The organism is Microbacterium arabinogalactanolyticum (genome assembly GCF_030268005.1).
Taxonomy (GTDB): domain Bacteria; phylum Actinomycetota; class Actinomycetes; order Actinomycetales; family Microbacteriaceae; genus Microbacterium; species Microbacterium arabinogalactanolyticum.
Map to the genome: position 1 here is coordinate 1,312,390 of NZ_BRZC01000004.1, position 16,891 is coordinate 1,329,280.

Sequence of the window (16,891 nt, forward strand, 5' to 3'; positions counted from 1 at the left end):
CACCGCCCCGGTCAGCGGACGTTGTCCCGATCAGCGGGCCGATCGGCCGCATCCGTCCGGGAATCGGGACTTCGTCCGCGGATCGGGCGACGGATGCTGGCCATCGGACGGCCTCACGGCGTGCGGCGGCGCAGCGTGAGCGGCGCCAGCACCAGGCATCCGACCGCGAAGGCCGCGACGATCAGCAGCGGCGCGCCGACATCCCAGCCCTCGTCGCCTTTCGTGACGGCCTGGATGGCGTCGATCGCATGGCTGAGCGGCAGCCAGTCGGAGATGGCGTAGAGCACGTCGGGCATCTGATCGCGAGGCATGAACAGGCCGCCGAGGATGATCTGCGGGAACACCAGCACCGGCATGAACTGCACGGCCTGGAACTCGGTCTGCGCGAACGCGCTGGCCAGCAGTCCGAGGGCGGTGCCGAGCACGGCATCCAGCACCGCCACCGCGCCCAGCTGCCACAGCGGCCCGTCGACGGTCAGCCCGCACGCGTACACGGCGAACGCGACCGTGATGACCGCCTGCAGGATCGCCATGAGCCCGAACGCGAGCGCGTAGCCGAGGATGAAGTCGGCCTTGCCGAGCGGCGTGGTCATCAGCCGCTCGAGCGTACCGGAGCGCCGCTCGCGCAGCGTGGTGATCGACGTGATCAGGAACATCACGATGAACGGGAACAGCGCCAGGATCGCGCCACCGAACCTGTCGAACACCCCATCCTGATCCGCGAACAGCCAGGCGAACAGGCCGACCAGCAGGCTGGGCGCCACGAGCATGAGCGCGATCGAACGCGGATCGTGGCGCAGCTGCTGCAGCACACGGCCGGCCGTGGCGAAGGTGCGCTTCATCGCTCCACCTCCTGGCCGTGATCCTTCTCGCGTTCCCTCTCGCGCTCACGCAGCGAGCGACGCGTCTCGTGGCCGGTGTCACGGCGGATCAGCGTGAGGAACGCCGCCTCGGCGTCCGTCTGCCCGGTGTCAGCGAGCAGCTGCTGCGGCGTGGTGTCGGCGATGATCCGGCCGTCGCGCATGAGCAGCAGCCGGTCGCAGCGCAGCGCCTCGTCCATCACGTGGCTGGAGACGAGCATGGTGGTGCCGGCGTCGGCGATCTCGCGGAACAGCGTCCACAGCTCAGATCGCAGCACGGGGTCCAGGCCCACCGTCGGCTCGTCGAGGACGACGAGCTCCGGGGTACCCAGCAGCGCTGCACCGAGGGACACCCGGTTCAGCTGACCACCGCTGAGCGCATCGACCGCCTGGTTCGCGTGTGGGGCGAGCCCCACCTGGGTCAGCACCCGGTCGACGTCGTCTCGCGGCGCACCGAGGACGGATGCGAAGTAGCGCAGGTTCTCGCGGACGGTCAGGTCGGTGTACACGGCGGAGCCCTGGGTGCCGTAGGAGACGCGCCGCCGCAGGCCGCGGGCGCCCGCGGCCTCACCGAGCACGGTGACGCTGCCGCCGTGGGTGCGCTGCACGCCGACGATCGAGCGCATGAGCGTGGTCTTGCCGCATCCGGACGGCCCGAGCAGACCGATCACCTGCCCACGCGGAATGCGAAGCGACAACCCGTCGAACACGTCGTGACGCCCGCGCCGCACCCGCAGCCCGTCGATCACCACCGCATCATCGCTCATGCGATGAATTATTCACCTCGCGCGGGGCGCTGGACAGTGCCCTCCGACGGGATCAGCGACCCGGAACGGATGCTCAGCACTCGATGACGTTCACCGCGAGGCCGCCCTCGCTGGTCTCCTTGTACTTCGTCGACATGTCCAGGCCGGTCTGGCGCATGGTCTCGACCACGGCATCCAGTGACACATAGTGCTCGCCGTCGCCGCGCAGCGCGAGGCGGGCGGCCGTGACGGCGGTGGACGCCGCGATCGCGTTGCGCTCGATGCACGGGATCTGCACGAGTCCGCCGATCGGGTCGCACGTGAGGCCCAGGTGGTGCTCCATCGCGATCTCGGCGGCGTTCTCGATCTGCCGGTTCGTACCGCCCATCACGGCGGTCAGGCCACCGGCGGCCATCGCGCACGCCGATCCGACCTCGGCCTGGCATCCGCCCTCGGCACCCGAGATCGACGCGTTCGCCTTGAACAGCGAGCCGAGTGCGGTGGCGGTCAGCAGGAATCGGCGGATGCCCCGGCGGCGGTTCGCCTCGGCGATGACGTCGGGGTCGTCGATGGCGCCGACGGCGATCAGCGACGCCTCCGCGCCGAAACCGAGCAGGGCGCTGCCGACGAGCTCGCCGTAGGGCGTCACCGCGTTGCCGACGCCGAGTCCGGAGTCGGCGAGGAAGCGCCACCAGTACATCGCGACGGCGGGGAGGATTCCCGCCGCCCCGTTGGTCGGCGCGGTCACGACCCGTCCGCCGGCGGCGTTCTCCTCGTTGACGGCGAGAGCGAACGCACCGAGCCACTCCCCCGGCACCTGCGCGTGGCCGTCGGATTCGACGGCCTCCAGCTGCTCGCGGATGTCATTGGCGCGGCGCTTCACCTTGAGGATGCCCGGCAGTGTGCCGCCGGTGTGCAGGCCGGCCTCGACGCAGGCGCGCATGGCGTCCCAGATCGCGTCGAGTCCGGCCGCCACCTCCTCCTCGCTGCGGACGGCGGTCTCGTTCAGGCGCGCGAGCTCGGCGATCGACAGCCCGTTCTCGTCGCACAGGGCGAGCAGCGAGGCCGCGTCGTCGTAGGGGAACGGCTGGACGGCCGCGGTGACGCGCGCTTCCTCGCCGTCGCGGCGGATGAACCCGCCGCCGATGGAGTAGTAGATCTGCTCGGCGACCGTCCCGCCCTCGGCATCCAGCGCGCGCAGCGTCATCGCGTTCGGATGCCCCGGCAGGCGGGTGCGCGGAATGAAGACGACGTCGTCCTTCGCGAAGTCGATCGGGTACCGCCCGGCGAGGTTCAGTCGCTGCCCCTCCGGCCACCCCTGCCACGCGGCGCGCACGTCATCCGGGTCGCACGTCTCGGGGTGCAGGCCCTGCAGCCCCGCGACCACGGCATCCGGAGTGCCATGACCGAGCCCGGTGGCGCCCAGCGAGCCGAACAGCTCGCAGGTGACGCGCGTCACGCGGTCGAGCGTCCCCTCGGCCTCCAGGCGCGCGGCGAAGTCGACTCCGGCGCGCATCGGGCCGACGGTATGGGAGCTCGAGGGCCCCACTCCGATGGAGAACAGGTCGAAGGCCGAGACGTACGCAGTCACCCCTCCAGCCTAGGCCTGCGCGGCCCTGTCGAGGCCGCTCTCCCGCCTGGCGGAACGGCGTGAAGGCCGCCCCGCGAAAAAGATTCCGGCGGATCGGTCACACTTCCTCCGCGCCGGTCGTCCCCTCTGTATGAACCAGAACACGAACACCACCAGCACCGTCATCGAGCACAAGGCCCGCATGCCGCACCCCGCGTTCCTGCTCGAGGGCGGGATCGACGCCCTCACCGGAGTGAACCGCATCGCGCAGTCCTCGGGCCTGCCGGACGCGCTGCTGCAGCTGGTCTCCCTGCGCGCCAGTCAGCTCAACGGCTGCAGCTGGTGCGTGGTGGACCACACGAAGCAGCTGCTCGACGGCGGCGGCGCACCGGAGCACGTCGCCGCCATCGCCGCCTGGCGGGATGCCCCGTACTTCACCGCCCGCGAGCGCGCCGCCCTCGCCTTCACCGAGGCGCTGACCCGTCTCGCCGACCACCACGACCCGGTCTCCGATGAGCTGTGGGCCGAGATGCTCGACTGCTTCGACCGACGGGAGATCTCGGGACTGCTGTTCGAGATCGGCGCCATCAACGTGTGGAATCGCATCAACGCGGCGATCCGCCAGCCGGCCGGCGCGCGCTGACGATAGCTTGCCCTGCGGAACGGAGCACACATGCCGATGACCGAGCCCGATGAGATCTTCGAGACGCACCGCAGATATCTGACTGCGGTCGCCTACCGGATGCTCGGCTCGCACGCCGACGCGGAGGATGCGGTGCAGGAGGCCTGGATCCGGGCCTCCGGCACCGCAGCCGAGGCGGACGACCCGCGGGCGTGGCTGACGAAGACGGTGAGCCGCATCTGCCTGGATCAGCTGCGTGCGCGCGGCCGGCGGCAGGAGAACCCCCTCGATCTTCTCCCCGACGTCGAGCGGGCGCCGGCCGACGCCGACCCGACGGTGCGCGCCGAGAGCGCCGACCGCGTCGGCTACGCGCTGATGCTGGTGCTCGATCAGCTGACCCCCGACGAGCGTCTCGCTTATGTGCTGCATGACGTGTTCGGACTGTCCTTCGACGAGGTCGCGCCCATCGTGGAGCGGACGCCGCCCGCCGCGCGCAAGCTGGCGAGCCGCGCGCGCGACCGGGTGCGCGGTGCCGCACCGAGGGATGCCGATCAGGCAGCCACCCGCGCGCAGCGACGGGCCGTCGTCGACGCCTTCCTGGCGGCGGCGCGCGACGGCGACTTCGCAGGGCTGCTCGCCGTGCTGCACCCCGACGTCGAGTTCCACCTGGATCAGGGTGCCGACGGCATCCGGATCGTCCGCGGAGCGGAGAAGGTGGCGGCATCCGCCGCCGCGTTCCACCGGTACGCGACGGGCTACGACTTCGAGATCGTGGAGCTGGTCGACGGGTTCGCCGTCGTCGCGATCGACGACGGCGTCCCCGTCTCGCTGCTGTCCTTCACCTCCGAGGGCGAGCGCATCACGGTGATGGAGACGCGCGAGCTGCGCTGAGGGCTACTCGACGAGCTTGCCGGTGCTGTCGACCTCGCGCATGAGCTCGGAGATCTCGGCCGGGATGGGCGCGATCGGCTCGCGGGAGACGCCCGTGGCCGGCGACCACACCAGGTTCACCTGCAGGGTCGGATCGGTCTCGGGGAAGTCGCTGCGGTTGTGGCATCCGCGGGTCTCGCGACGCTCCAGCGCCGCCTCCAGGGTGGCGCGCGCGGCGATCGCGGATGCCTTCAGGTCGAAGGCGTGCGCGAGGTCCTGGAAGCCGGCGATGTCCGGGTGGATGCCGACGTCCGCCATCCGCGCCTCGATCGCGTCGAGCTCGGCCAGTCCTGCGCGCAGGCCCTGTTCGTCACGCACCACGCCGGCGTGCTCGGTCATGGTGTTGCGGATGGCGCGCTGCAGCGCCCGCACGTTCTCAGCGCCGTCGGAGGCGAGCAGGTCGTCGATCTCGGCGCGCGCGCGGGCGACGGCATCCGTCGAGCGTCGCTGCGCATCCAGGCCCAGCGCGTGCGCCATCGCGGCCTGAGCGACGATCCGCCCGTAGACGAGCAGCTCGATCAGCGAGTTGCCGCCGAGGCGGTTCGCACCGTGCAGACCGCTGGCCGCCTCGCCCACGGCGTACAGGCCGTCGACGTCGGTGCCGTGATCCTCGGGCCGCACCCAGACGCCGCCCATCGAATAGTGCGCGGTCGGTGCGATCTCGATCGGATCGACGGTGATGTCGAGCATCTGCAGCTCGAGCAGCGTCTGGTAGACGCGTGGCAGCCGGGTCATGATCGTCTCGCGCGGCAGGTGCGAGACGTCGAGCCAGACGCCGCCGTTCGTCGTGCCACGACCCTGCTTGATCTCCGTGTATGCAGCCAGTGCGACGCGGTCGCGGGTGGAGAGCTCCATCCGCTCCGGGTCGTACTTCGACATGAAGCGCTCGCCCAGTCCGTTGCGCAGGATGCCTCCTTCGCCACGAGCCGCCTCGGAGACCAGCGTGCCGGCGGCGTTCTCCGGCTCGATGATCCCGGAGGGGTGGAACTGCACGAGTTCGGGGTCCCGGATGCGGGCGCCCGCGTCGACGGCGAGCCGGAAGGAGTCGCCGGTGTTCTCGTCGCGGCGCGAGGAGGTGCGCCGCCAGATGCGGGTGTGCCCTCCGGCGGCGAGGATCACGGCGTCCGCGTGGATGAGGTACCGCGTGCCGTCGGCCTGGTCGAAGCCGTAGGCGCCGAACACCACGTTGTCGCGCACCAGGATGCGGGTGATGTACACGCCGTCCAGGATCGGCACATCCAGCTCCTCGGCGCGGCGCACCAGGGTGCGCTGGATCTCGAGCCCGGTGTAATCGCCGGCGAAGGCGGTGCGGCGGAACGTGTGCGCTCCGAAGAACCGCTGCGAGATGCGCCCGTCGTCCTCCCGGGCGAAGCCCATGCCCCAGCGCTCGAGGTCGCGGATGCCGCGCTCGGCGCCCTGTGTGACGATCTCGACCGTCTTCGGGTCGGCGAGCAGGTAGCTCTCCTTGATGGTGTCGGCGGCGTGCTGCTGCCAGCTGTCCTCGGCGTCCATCGTCCCGAGGGCCGCGTTGATGCCGCCCGCGGCGAGGGAGGTGTGGGCGTCCTGGCGCGGACGCTTGCCGACCGCCAGCACGTCGATGCCGTGTTCGGCGACCTCGATCGCCGCGCGCAGCCCGGATCCGCCGGTGCCGATGACCAGGACCGTGGTGGAGATCTGTCGTTCGAGAGCACTCATGTGATTCACGCTAGGCTCGCCTCTTCGATAACTCCAATGCATTGTTCAGCTGAATTCGATAGCCTGAGCGCATGAACCTGGAACAGCTGCGCGGATTCGTCGAGGTCGCGCGTCTGGGGCACTTCACCCGGGCATCCGAGGTGCTGCACGTGGCCCAGCCGTCGCTCAGCCGGCAGATCTCCACTCTGGAGCACGAACTCGGCGGGCGGCTGCTCCATCGTGCGCGAGGACACATCACGCTGACCCCGGCGGGCGAGGTGCTGCTGCCGCGCGCGCAGCGGATCCTGGCCGAGGTCGGCGCGATCCGCGCCGAGATGGACGAGCTCGCCGGCCTCCGTCGGGGACGGGTGCGTCTGGGTGCGCCGCCGACGCTCTGCGTGAGCCTGGTGGCCGAGGCCATCAGCACGTTCCACGGGGCGCATCCGGGGGTGGACCTGCACCTCGCCGAGGCGGGATCGCGCGCACTCGTGGAGCAACTCGCGATCGGCGAGCTCGACATCGCGCTGATCACGGCATCCGATCTGCGACCCGTGCCCGGCGTGACGCTGAGCCGGCTGCCGCTGCTGTCCGAGGAACTGGTCGTGGTCACCTCGTCCGCGGATCCGCTCGTCCCCGCAGGCGCCACGGTGGACCTCATTACCCTCTCCCGGATCCCGCTGATCGCACTCGATCGCAGCTACGACCTCCGCGCCACCACGGATGCCGCGTTCCGCGCCGCCGGGCTCACGCCGACGTCCGTGCTCGAGGGGCCGGAGATGGATGCCGTGCTGCGGTTCGTCGAACGCGGGCTGGGCGTGGCCGTGGTGCCGGCGATGGTGCTCACGGATCAGCCGGGACTGAGCTCAGCGCGGCTGTCCGTGCCGCTGACGCGCACCGTGAGCCTGGCGCACCGCTCGGACGTCATCCCCGGCGTCGCCGTCGCGGCCATGCGCGACCTGATCGTCGCGACCGCCGTGCGGTTCGCCGAGCGCGACCCGGCACTGAGCAGCATCCTCCCGGAGACAGAAGAAACCCCCTCCTGAGAGGGGGTTTCAGCACTGTCTCAACACAGTGTGCGCCTCGAGGGACTCGAACCCCCAACCTTCTGATCCGTAGTCAGATGCTCTATCCATTGAGCTAGAGGCGCAAGGCCCGGCGAGCGGGCCAAGGAACAGCTTACACAACCATCAGAGCGAAGCGAAATCGACCCGGTCCGTCATGCATCCCCCGCGTGTCGCGCCTCGCGGCGGGCACTGCGCTCGCTTCGTGCGGCTTCTTTCGCGGCGTCCTTCTCGGCCGCCTTCTCGGCGGCCTTCTCCCGCTTCCGGCGCGCGCGCTGCTCGGACGAGAGCGCCTGCAGATCGACGAGCTTGAGCGCCTGCATGCGCGCATCCCGCATCCGCTCGTAGTCCGGATCCTGGTCGGGGCGCATGGCCTCGACCCGCAGCCGGCGGTCGAGGTTGCCGCGCACGTCACCCCAGGCCGCGACCCGCGCATCCTCGACGAGAGCGCGCAGCGCGTCGGGCTCCTCGGTCATCTTGCGCAGCCGGTCGGCGACGCCGGTGGACTGGCGCGCGCGGCGGCGGAGGTTGCGCACATCGCGGTCGCGGTAGTCGTGCGTGCCGTGGGGATCGGAGTGGCGGCCCTTGGCGCGCTTGCGCAGTGCGACGAGCCGCTCGGCCTCTTCGTCGGACTCCTTGGCCATGGCGAGCAGCGCCGTGCGCGCCACATCCATGTAGTGGTCGATCTCGAAGACGCCGCCGCGAGCGATCGTGCCGACCAGGATCTGGTTCTTCACGGCCAGCTTCGCGGCCGCGGTGGCGATCGCGACGCCCTCGCCGATGGCATCCGCCGTACGTCCCACGAGCACCTCCCGAATCGAGCGTACCGGGCGCCGCCGACGTCGGGGAGACCCGATCCGATCACGCGCGCGACGGCGCCACCGCGCCGCAGGAGCGCCGGCACCGCGTCGCTGGATAGGCTGACCCCCGTGACGAGAATGCGGGGGGTCGCGGGCACGGCGTCCGCAGCGGCGCGACGCTCGCTGCGGGGCGCTCTCGCGCCGTCGACGGCGCCGGTCTGGATCGCGGCCGTCCTCGTGCTCGCTTTCGTGATCGCCTTCCTCTCGCTGGGCGGGCTGCGAGCGGCATCCCGCACTCCCGGTGCGGCCGCGGCGGACCAGGAGGTGCGCACCTCCCTCTACGCCATCACGGTGCACGACGCCGAGCTGGTGGACGAGGTCGAGGAGCACTTCTGGAAGGCGAAGCCCGATGAGCAGATCCTCATCCTCTCCGTCCGGCTGGAGAACCTGACCGACCACCCGGTCAGCCTGATCGGCGCCGCCGACGGCGTCACGTCCCGGCTGATCGACTCGAGCAGTCCGCTGCTGGGTCTGTCCGATGTCACCGCGACCGATCCCGGTCGCGCGTGGCGCGACGACGGCAGCAGGGGCACGCCGGTGCTGCAGCCGGGCGTGCCCGCCGAGGTCGTCATCGGGTGGCCCGTCCCGCGCGGTTCCTTCGCCGACGGGGACGTGCGGCTGAACGTGCAGGAGGCCCGCGAGGTGGCGGGACAGATCATCCTGTCGTCCTCGTCGATCACCTGGCGCCGCACCGCTCTGGTCGCGCGCATCACCGTGGGGCTGGCGTCGTGAACCGGGCGACGCCATGGCTGATCGGCACCGGTCTCGTTCTCGTGGCGGGGCTCGTGAGCGGGATCACCCCACCCGAGGACTCGCTGACGGACGCGTTTCCCGTGCGCGGGTCCGCGCACCAGGAGGTGACGACGCGGACGCTGACCGCGCGCGTCGTACACTCGTCGGTCGCCGAACGGCTGAGCGACGAGCGCGATGAATGGGATGCCGAGGGCAACTGGCTCGTGATCGAGATCGCGGCATCCGCCCGTCAGAGCGAACTGGACGCCGAGATCGGTCTCGCGTCTCTGCTGGTCGACGGCCGCGTGTTCCATGCCAGTGAGCGCCTGCCGGACTCCCTGCTGCGCTCACCGCTGCGCGTGGGCGTCGACACCACCGGCCTGATCGCCTTCGAACTGCCCGCGAGCCTTCGGTCCGGCACGGCTCAGCTGCGTCTCTCGGCCGGCTACTTCACGCCGTCGCTCGACGACGTGATCATGATCCCGATCGACCTGGATGCGGCGGAGCGCACCGGGACCGTGGAGCTGACCGCACCGGAGGTGGGAACGCCATGACGTGGTGGCGCAGGCAGCGCGTCGCGCTGGTCGCCCTGATCGCGGCGGTGGCCGCCCTGATCGGGGTGAGCGTCTGGCTCGACGTGCTGCCCGCTCAGGAGGCGGCTCCCCCGGCGCCCCGCGTCGCCGACGGCCCGGTCGACGTCGGCGGCAATCGGCTGGAGCTGGTCCGCTCGATCCCCGACGAGTTCCCCGCACCCGCCGGCGCGCACACCCTCAGCATCCGCCTGTCCGCCGACAGCGCAGAGGATGCCGAGCGCTGCGGCATGTTCACGCTCCGTGAGAGGGATGGCGACCGCGTCTGGCTGACCGCGGGCTCTGCGGTCGACGTGCGCTACGGCGACGAGGAGAACTCATGCCGGAAGGGGACCGATTCCTACCGCATCCTCTCCGTCTTCCTCCTGCCGAACGACGCCGAGGGCCCGTTCTGGCTCGACATCGCCGTCGGCGACGACACCGTCCGATTCCCCGTCGGCGGCTGAATCGCGCACGCCGATCCCGGCCCCGGGGCGACCGACCACGGCGTCGAACGCGGTCGCGACGATCGCCACGCGCAACGGCTCGGCGATCGCGGCGACCCCCACCGTCACCAGCGGCAGCCAGGCGCTCCAGAAGCCGGACTCGTGCCCGCCGATGACCTGCAGCACCCCCCGCGTGCCGGTGCGCTCGGCGAGAGCCCACAGCGCGTACGCCAGCGCGAACGCGCCGAACAGCAACGGCCCGCCCCGCCAGATCGCGGCCACCGCCGCCCAGAGATCCTCGAACCGCTGCAGCAGGGTGCGCGCCAGCGAGCCCACCGCACCGCGCAGCGCCTCGGTGCGCCGCGCCAGCACCGGCGGCAGCGCATCGAAGTCGGCGCCGTAGATCACACCGGCCACGGCCAGCCAGGCGGCGGGCACGATCGCGGCGGCGACGACGATCCCCACCAGCCAGAGCACGGCCTCCCACACGGTCGCCAGCGACGGGATGGCCGCCGCGACGCCGTCACCGAAGTCCTGCAGCCACAGGGCTCCCGCCCGGCCGGCGAACCACGCGCGCACGCCGGCGAGCCACTGGCCGACCAGGGTGAACAGCATGAACGTCCACAGTAGCTCCGCATAGGCGGCCACCGTCAGAGTCCACTCCGGCAGGCGCTCGCGGAACCGGGCATGCAGGGCGCGGACCAGCAGAGCCACCACGAGCACCGTCGCCGGCAGCACGCCCACGGAGATGAGCCCGCCTCGATCGACGATCGCCTCGCCGAGACCGAAGCCCGTCTCGCGGAACGCGATGGCGCTCGCAATGCGGAAGAACTCCGTCTGGTCGGCGTCGAGCATCCCCCACGCCGCATAGAAGATCGAGAACGGCAGGATCGCGACGAGCGTCGACCTCAGGAAGGCGCGGATGCCGGCATCCGGCTCCCCGCTCTGCACCACATGCGCGAGCGAGGGGCGCACCGTCAGGTACATGGCCACGTACGCGGCCAGGCGCGCGCCGACCGCGAGCGGAAGAAGGAGCAGGCCGCCGAGCGTGCTGTAGCCGCCGACGGAGCCGGCCAGCTGCACGAGCAGGCGGTGCAGCACCTCGCCGCCCACGTACCAGGCGATCAGTGCCGGCCAGTGGCGCGCGAGGATCCTCGCGAAGGTGCGCAGCGCCGGGATCATGCCCCCACGGTATCGGCTGCGCGGGAGAAGCACGGCAGCGTTCACGCCGGCGTCAGCCGTTCCCGTCGTGACGGGCGCGCAGCCGCTGCTCGGCGGCGAGTCTCCCCTCATCCAGATGGGCGGGGATCATGACCTTGATGGCCTCGACGTCGCGCTCGCGCATGGCACGGAGGATGTCACGGTGCTGGACCGCCATCTCCTCCAGCTCGTCGTGCTGGCCGAACAGCCAGCGCAGCCGGGTGACGAGAGATGCGGCGAGCTCGGTGAGCATGGCGTTCTGCGCCAGTTCCACGGCGGTGATGTGGAACATCGCGGATGCCTGGCGCGACGCGACCGCGTCGCCCGACCGGGCGGACGCCTCCTCGTCGTCGATGAGCGACTCCAGCAGGGCGAGGGCGCTCTCGTCGGCGCGCTGCGTGGCCAGCACGAAGGCGAGTGTCTCCATCGCCGAGCGCACCTCGGCGAAGTCCTGCAGGTCCTGCACCGAGAACTCCCGCACGACCGCCCAGCTGCGCGGGCGCGCCACGACGATGCCGTCCGCGACCAGAGCCTTGATCGCCTCGCGCACCGGGAGCCGGGAGACCTGCAGCTCGGCGGCGATGTCGCGCTCGATCAGCCGCGAACCGGGCTCGCGCCGGCCCAGCATGATGTCGTCGCGGAGGGCATCCGCCACGCGTGACGACTCCAGCCCCGTGATCCGCTCCAGCATCATTCCTGGATTCAACCACCCGGTGCGACTTGCGGCCAGTATTCCGGTGAAACCGGTGCCATTCTGGGTGCATGACGTCTCCCCGCAGCCTGCTCGATGGTCTCGCCCGCCTCTACCCCGCCTCCGACGGTCCGCTGCACGGATCGGCACTGCTGTGGGCGCACGGCGGCGGCTTCGTGCATGGCGATCTGGACATGCCGGAGGCGGATGCCGTGGCCCGGGCGTTCGCGGATCGGGGCGCCACCGTCGTCTCGGTGGATTACGCCCTCGTCGGCGATGACGGCTCGTGCACGTTCCCGGCCGGGTCGGACGACATCCTCACCGCATGGGCGTGGCTGGTCGAGCACGCACCGGAGCTCGGCGCCGAGCGGCTGTTCGTCGGGGGCACCAGCGCCGGCGGAAACCTGATCGCCGGCGCGATCCTGCGGCTGCTGGGGCACGCACCGGCATCCGCTCTCCCGCTGCCGACCGGCGTGTTCCTCGCCTACCCGACCCTGCTGGCCGTGCAGCCCGCGCCCGACGCCGAGTTGCGGGCGGCGCTGGACGCGAACCCGGACGCCGACGTGTTCACGCCGCCCGCCGTGCTGGCCATGTACGAGACCTACCTCGGTGGCGACGTCACCGATGCACCTCTCGCCGCGGTCCCCGGCCGGGCGACACCGGCCGACGTGGCCGGGTTCCCGCCCACGATCATGGTCAACGGCCACGTCGACGAGCTGCGGATGTCGGGCGAGCTGTTCGCACGCACGCTGGCGGATGCCGGTGTCGACATCGACGTGTCCTTCGAACCCGGCACCGCCCACGGGCATCTGAACCGCCCCGAGGAACCCGGGTTCGGCAAGACCATCGAGCGTGTGGCGGGGTGGATGGCGCGGCGCTGAGCGCCGACGCCGGCTACAGTCCGGCCGGCGGCTGCGCCAGCACGCGGGCCGAGACCTGGGCGCGGATGCTCAGTTCGGCTGCTTTGAAGGCGTGCGCCTGCGTCATCGCGATCTCGGTGCGGTCGAGGCAGTCGCGGATCAGCCGCCCGAAGTACGGGTACCCGGTCATGCCGGTCGCGTCGAACCGGTGCTGCCCGTCCTGATCGACGAGCAGCACCTGGTTCCCGCCGTTGCCGGTCGCGATGTCGATGTACTTGCGCAGTTCGATGTAGCCCTCGGTGCCGAGGATGATCGTGCGTCCGTCGCCGAACACGTCGATGCCTGCCGGGGTGAACCAGTCGACGCGGACGTAACCGGTGGTCCCGTTGTCGAGCACGACGTGCGCGTCGCCGAAGTCCTGCAGGCCGGGGGTCTCGGCGTGGGCGTAGTTCGCGACCGTCGCGCTGACGATCTCGCCGTCGGTCGCGCCGGTGAAGTGCAGCATCTGCTCGAAGTTGTGGCTGCCGATGTCGCAGAGGATGCCGCCGTAGCTCTCCGGGTCGAAGAACCACTCGGGCCGGCCCGTGCCCAGCCGGTGCGGGCCGAAGGCGGCCACCTGCAGCACCCTGCCGATCGCGCCGCGGTCGATCAGCTGCCCGGCCAGCAGCGCGGATTCCGAGGTCAGCCGCTCGCCGTAGTACACGGCGAAGATGCCGCCGGTGCGCACCGTCGCCTCGCGGGCCGCCTCGAGCTGGTCGAGAGTGGTGATGGCCGGTTTGTCGGCGAAGAAGTCCTTGCCCGCCTCGAGCACCCGCACGCCCAGCGGCGCACGGTCGGCCGCGACCGCGGCACTGGCGACGAGTCGGATGCGGGGATCCTCGAGCACCTGCCCCTCGGAGTCGGCGACGCGCACCTGCGGGAATCGCGCCGTGAACGCGGCGACCTTCGCCGGGTCCGGGTCGTGCACGAGCGCGAGCGTGCCGCCGGCGTCGAGCAGGCCCTGCGTCATCCCGTCGATGTGCGGATGGTCCAGTCCTACGGCGGCGAACACGAACTCGCCCGGCCCCACGACCGGCTGGGGCAGGGGATCGAACGTGAAGGACATCAGCTGTTCCCCCTGTCGGTGACGTCGTAGGTGCGCAGGCGACCGCACATGCCGAAGCTCCGCTCGCCGGACGCGGCGAGCGCGTCGTGCACGCGGGCGTCGGCGAGGTGCGCCGCGCTGCCCTCGGCGACGGCGGATGCCAGGGCGAGGGAGTTCCGAGCCTGCGCGAGCGGCCCCTGCTGGACGAGGTCGCCCCAGGCCGCCGAGCGATCCCGGACGAGCGCGAGGGCAGCTCGGTGGAAAGCGTCCAGCGGGCCGCGGTCGCCGTCGAGCACCGCGTCCCGCAGCGTCTCGAAACCGGCGACCGCGAGATCGCGGCGCTGAGCCGCGCGCTCGGCCCGCGCTTCGGAGGCATCGGAGGCATCGCCCAGGGATGCCGCGGCGGCGTACGCGGCGGCATCCGACACGATCTCGGCGGGGAACGTCATGACGGCGTCACCCGCCTCGGGGAGCCCGGCGTTGCTCATCAGCACGATCACGCGCAGGCCCCCGCGATTCACCGCGCGGTGGATCGTTCCCGGTGTGAACCACACGACCGATCCGGGGACGAGCGTCGTCTCCCGGAAGCCCGCGCCGTCGATCGTCTGCAGGGAGCCTTCGCCCGAGATGACGATGTAGGCCTCCGTCGACACCAGGTGCATATGCGGGCTGCCCCCGCAGACGCCGTCGGATGCGGCGTCGTCGTAGACGTCCAGCTGCGACAGCGACGTGCCGCCCGGGAACGACGAGGTCATGACGCCGCCTCGATCAGCGAGGCGGTCTTCTCGTGGAAGTGCGGGGCGTGCGCGACGAGCTGCCCTGCCCGATAGTACGGGTCGGCCGCCGACAGCGGCAGCGCGACATGCTCCCGCTCGAACCCGGCCTTGTAGATCGCCGTGACGACCTCGACGGCGCTGCGGCCGTCGCGTCCGTCGGCGATCGGCGCACGCCCCTCGCGAATGGCGGCCAGCACGTCGCCGATCTGGCCCTCGTGGCCCTGATGGGCGAGCGGTGCGCGGTCCGCGACGAGGGCCTCGATGCGCGCGACCAGAGCCGCGTCGCCGCCTTCCTCGGGGAAGCCGTCCGGGCGCGATCGCTCGGCGACCACCTTCCAGGGCTGCGAGATGCGGGCGTTCGCCCCCTGGATCACGATCTCCTGCTCCTGCCCGTGGTGCACCACGGAACTCGTCAGCTGAGCCAGACCGGTCTGGTAGCGCAGCACCGCGATCGAGAGGTCCTCGACCTCGGCGTTGTCGTGCTGGGCGTTCGCGAGCATCGCGGTGATCTCGTCAGGACGGCCGAGCATCCAGAGCAGCAGGTCGATGTGGTGGATGGCGTGGTTCAGCGTGCATCCGCCGCCCTCCTTCTCCCACGTGCCGCGCCACCACAGGTCGTAGTACGGCAGTCCTCGCCACCATGCGGAATCCACGCGCACGTGGGAGATCGATCCGAGCAGGCCCGAATCCACGACCTCCTTGAGCGCGGCAAGGTCATCGCGGAACCGGTTCTGGGCCACCACCGAAAGCAGGCGTCCCGACCGTTCCTGGGCGGCGAGCATCGCGTCGCACTCCTCCAGCGAAGGCGCCATCGGCTTCTCGACGAGCACGTGCACCCCCTCATCGAGGGCGGCGATCGCGAGGCTCGCGTGGGTCGAAGGAGGCGTGCAGATGCTGACCAGGTCGAGCCGTTCACGGACGAGCATCTCGGCGGGGTCGTCGTAGGCAGCGGCATCCGGAGCCCCGAACGCGACGGTCTTCTCGGCGGCCCGCCCGGGCAGGGCATCCGCGAGAGCCACGATCTCGCATTCGTGCGGGAACGCTCGATAGCCCTCGACGTGTGCCTGCGCGATCCCGCCCGTGCCGACGATTCCGATCCTGAGCATCCGCGTTGCCTCTCGTCGTTAATACGTATTACAAAGACGTATTAGGTAGTATTGTCGAGAGCGGATGCCGCGTCAAGCACGAATCCGCGGATGCCCACGATCAGGAACGGGGAACGATGGAGAAGCGCGCGACCAGCAACGACGTCGCCCGGGCGGCGGGCGTCTCGCAGTCGACCGTCTCGTTCGTCCTCACCGGACGTGCAGGCATCTCGGAGGCCACCCGCGAGAAGGTGCTGCGCGCCGCGGCCGAGCTCAATTACCGTCCGAACCTGGCCGCGCGGTCGATGCGCACGCGGCGCACCGGACGGCTGGCGGTTGTCGTGCCCATCGCGAGCCTGAATCCCCTCAGCCTGATCCCTGGCGCGGTGGCCGCAGCGCAGGAGGCCGGCTATGCGGTGGAGGTCGTGAGCCTCCCCCACAACCCGGGCGAGCGGGGCGAGCGCCTCGCGGAGATCGTCGGCTCAGGTCAGTACGAAGGCGTGCTCGCCTTCACGCCGCTGCACACCCCGCCCCTCGACGCAGATGACCCCGTCGTGCTCTCGGCCGGCGAGTTCGATGACGACATGCATGCCGCCGGCCTGTTCACGGACGCCTCCCCCATCGTCGAGATGATGGAGCGCGTGGCAGCCATGGGACACACCCGATTCCTGCACATCGCCGGTCCGCAGGACTTCCCCTCCGCGCGTGCGCGCCGCCAGGCGTACTCGGACACCGTGCAGCGGCTCGGGCTCACATCGATCGGTGTCGTCGACGGCGACTGGAGCGGCCAGACCGGCGTGGATGCGATCGCCGCGCTGCCCGACGGCATCCTGCCTCTCGCGGTGATCGCCGCGAACGACCTGATCGCCACCGGCGCGATCCAGGCGGCGATGTCCCGTGGATGGTCGGTGCCGGGCGATGTCAGCATCACCGGCTGGGATGACCATCCGCAGAGCGCCTTCCTCGTGCCGCCGCTCACCACGGTCGCACAGGACCGAGAGCGCCTCGGCGCCCACGCGATGGCCCGGCTCATCGCCGCGCTGCGGGGCGATGATGCGCCGCAGCGGCCGGCGGACCTTCTCGCGATCCGCTGGCGCGAGTCGACGGGCGCTCCGCGGGCGTGAC

The 16,891-nt window shown here is 71.1% G+C and carries 17 protein-coding genes and 1 tRNA gene; 7 read left to right on the plus strand and 11 right to left on the minus strand.

Annotation, left to right across the window (positions count from 1 at the left end):
- Window positions 1-113: 113 nt before the first annotated feature.
- From MIAR_RS10695 to MIAR_RS10705, 3 genes are all read right to left on the minus strand, one after another.
- Window positions 114-842, minus strand: a complete 729-nt coding sequence (locus MIAR_RS10695) for an ABC transporter permease (protein ID WP_285635272.1) — start codon at window positions 840-842, stop codon at window positions 114-116.
- Window positions 839-1,627: an ABC transporter ATP-binding protein gene (locus MIAR_RS10700; protein ID WP_285635274.1), complete on the minus strand. Its 789-nt coding sequence runs from the start codon at window positions 1,625-1,627 to the stop codon at window positions 839-841. Before MIAR_RS10700 ends, MIAR_RS10695 begins: the two co-directional genes overlap by 4 nt.
- A gap of 73 nt (window positions 1,628-1,700) precedes the next feature.
- Complete coding sequence (locus MIAR_RS10705; protein ID WP_285635276.1) at window positions 1,701-3,197, minus strand: L-serine ammonia-lyase, iron-sulfur-dependent, subunit alpha; 1,497 nt, start codon at window positions 3,195-3,197, stop codon at window positions 1,701-1,703.
- Between the two features lie 130 nt (window positions 3,198-3,327).
- Here MIAR_RS10705 and MIAR_RS10710 point away from each other — a divergent pair, with 130 nt between their 5' ends.
- Both MIAR_RS10710 and MIAR_RS10715 read left to right on the plus strand, forming a co-directional pair.
- The gene (locus MIAR_RS10710) at window positions 3,328-3,819 is read left to right on the plus strand and encodes a carboxymuconolactone decarboxylase family protein (protein WP_285635278.1); all 492 of its coding nucleotides are present in this window, start codon (window positions 3,328-3,330) and stop codon (window positions 3,817-3,819) included.
- A gap of 36 nt (window positions 3,820-3,855) precedes the next feature.
- Entirely contained in the window at window positions 3,856-4,689 is an 834-nt protein-coding gene (locus MIAR_RS10715) for a sigma-70 family RNA polymerase sigma factor (protein WP_285635280.1), read from the plus strand.
- A gap of 3 nt (window positions 4,690-4,692) precedes the next feature.
- On the opposite strand, the gene MIAR_RS10720 is transcribed toward MIAR_RS10715, so the two are convergent.
- Window positions 4,693-6,423 carry an L-aspartate oxidase gene (locus MIAR_RS10720; RefSeq protein WP_285635282.1) on the minus strand — a complete coding sequence of 577 codons (1,731 nt, stop codon included), beginning with the start codon at window positions 6,421-6,423 and terminating at the stop codon, window positions 4,693-4,695.
- A gap of 71 nt (window positions 6,424-6,494) precedes the next feature.
- Here MIAR_RS10720 and MIAR_RS10725 point away from each other — a divergent pair, with 71 nt between their 5' ends.
- Entirely contained in the window at window positions 6,495-7,445 is a 951-nt protein-coding gene (locus MIAR_RS10725; RefSeq protein WP_285635284.1) for a LysR family transcriptional regulator, read from the plus strand.
- Between the two features lie 31 nt (window positions 7,446-7,476).
- Here the strand turns inward: MIAR_RS10725 and MIAR_RS10730 are convergent.
- Both MIAR_RS10730 and MIAR_RS10735 read right to left on the minus strand, forming a co-directional pair.
- Window positions 7,477-7,549, minus strand: a tRNA-Arg gene (locus MIAR_RS10730).
- Window positions 7,550-7,618: 69 nt separating this feature from the next.
- Window positions 7,619-8,272 carry an asparagine synthase gene (locus MIAR_RS10735; RefSeq protein ID WP_285635286.1) on the minus strand — a complete coding sequence of 218 codons (654 nt, stop codon included), beginning with the start codon at window positions 8,270-8,272 and terminating at the stop codon, window positions 7,619-7,621.
- A 120-nt stretch (window positions 8,273-8,392) separates the two neighbouring features.
- Here MIAR_RS10735 and MIAR_RS10740 point away from each other — a divergent pair, with 120 nt between their 5' ends.
- Both MIAR_RS10740 and MIAR_RS10745 read left to right on the plus strand, forming a co-directional pair.
- Window positions 8,393-9,055, plus strand: a complete 663-nt coding sequence (locus MIAR_RS10740; RefSeq protein WP_285635288.1) for a hypothetical protein — start codon at window positions 8,393-8,395, stop codon at window positions 9,053-9,055.
- Window positions 9,052-9,609, plus strand: a complete 558-nt coding sequence (locus tag MIAR_RS10745) for a hypothetical protein (RefSeq protein ID WP_285635290.1) — start codon at window positions 9,052-9,054, stop codon at window positions 9,607-9,609. Before MIAR_RS10740 ends, MIAR_RS10745 begins: the two co-directional genes overlap by 4 nt.
- A 353-nt stretch (window positions 9,610-9,962) precedes the next feature.
- Here MIAR_RS10745 and MIAR_RS10750 read toward each other — a convergent pair whose 3' ends face one another.
- A complete protein-coding gene (locus MIAR_RS10750) occupies window positions 9,963-11,252 on the minus strand; it encodes a hypothetical protein (protein ID WP_285635293.1) in 1,290 nt (429 codons plus the stop codon).
- 52 nt (window positions 11,253-11,304) lie between these two features.
- Complete coding sequence (locus tag MIAR_RS10755) at window positions 11,305-11,964, minus strand: GntR family transcriptional regulator (RefSeq protein WP_285635296.1); 660 nt, start codon at window positions 11,962-11,964, stop codon at window positions 11,305-11,307.
- A gap of 68 nt (window positions 11,965-12,032) precedes the next feature.
- On the opposite strand from MIAR_RS10755, the gene MIAR_RS10760 reads away from it, so the two are divergent.
- Entirely contained in the window at window positions 12,033-12,842 is an 810-nt protein-coding gene (locus tag MIAR_RS10760; RefSeq protein WP_285635299.1) for an alpha/beta hydrolase fold domain-containing protein, read from the plus strand.
- Between the two features lie 13 nt (window positions 12,843-12,855).
- On the opposite strand, the gene MIAR_RS10765 is transcribed toward MIAR_RS10760, so the two are convergent.
- The 3 genes from MIAR_RS10765 to MIAR_RS10775 are packed head-to-tail and all read right to left on the minus strand — an operon-like array spanning window position 12,856 to window position 15,787.
- Window positions 12,856-13,926, minus strand: a complete 1,071-nt coding sequence (locus tag MIAR_RS10765) for a Gfo/Idh/MocA family protein (protein WP_285635303.1) — start codon at window positions 13,924-13,926, stop codon at window positions 12,856-12,858.
- Window positions 13,926-14,660, minus strand: a complete 735-nt coding sequence (locus tag MIAR_RS10770; RefSeq protein ID WP_285635304.1) for a cupin domain-containing protein — start codon at window positions 14,658-14,660, stop codon at window positions 13,926-13,928. Before MIAR_RS10770 ends, MIAR_RS10765 begins: the two co-directional genes overlap by 1 nt.
- The gene (locus MIAR_RS10775; RefSeq protein ID WP_285635306.1) at window positions 14,657-15,787 is read right to left on the minus strand and encodes a Gfo/Idh/MocA family protein; all 1,131 of its coding nucleotides are present in this window, start codon (window positions 15,785-15,787) and stop codon (window positions 14,657-14,659) included. The genes MIAR_RS10770 and MIAR_RS10775 overlap by 4 nt, the downstream gene beginning before the upstream one ends.
- 116 nt (window positions 15,788-15,903) lie before the next feature.
- Here MIAR_RS10775 and MIAR_RS10780 point away from each other — a divergent pair, with 116 nt between their 5' ends.
- Entirely contained in the window at window positions 15,904-16,890 is a 987-nt protein-coding gene (locus MIAR_RS10780) for a LacI family DNA-binding transcriptional regulator (protein ID WP_285635308.1), read from the plus strand.
- Window position 16,891 lies beyond the last annotated feature (1 nt).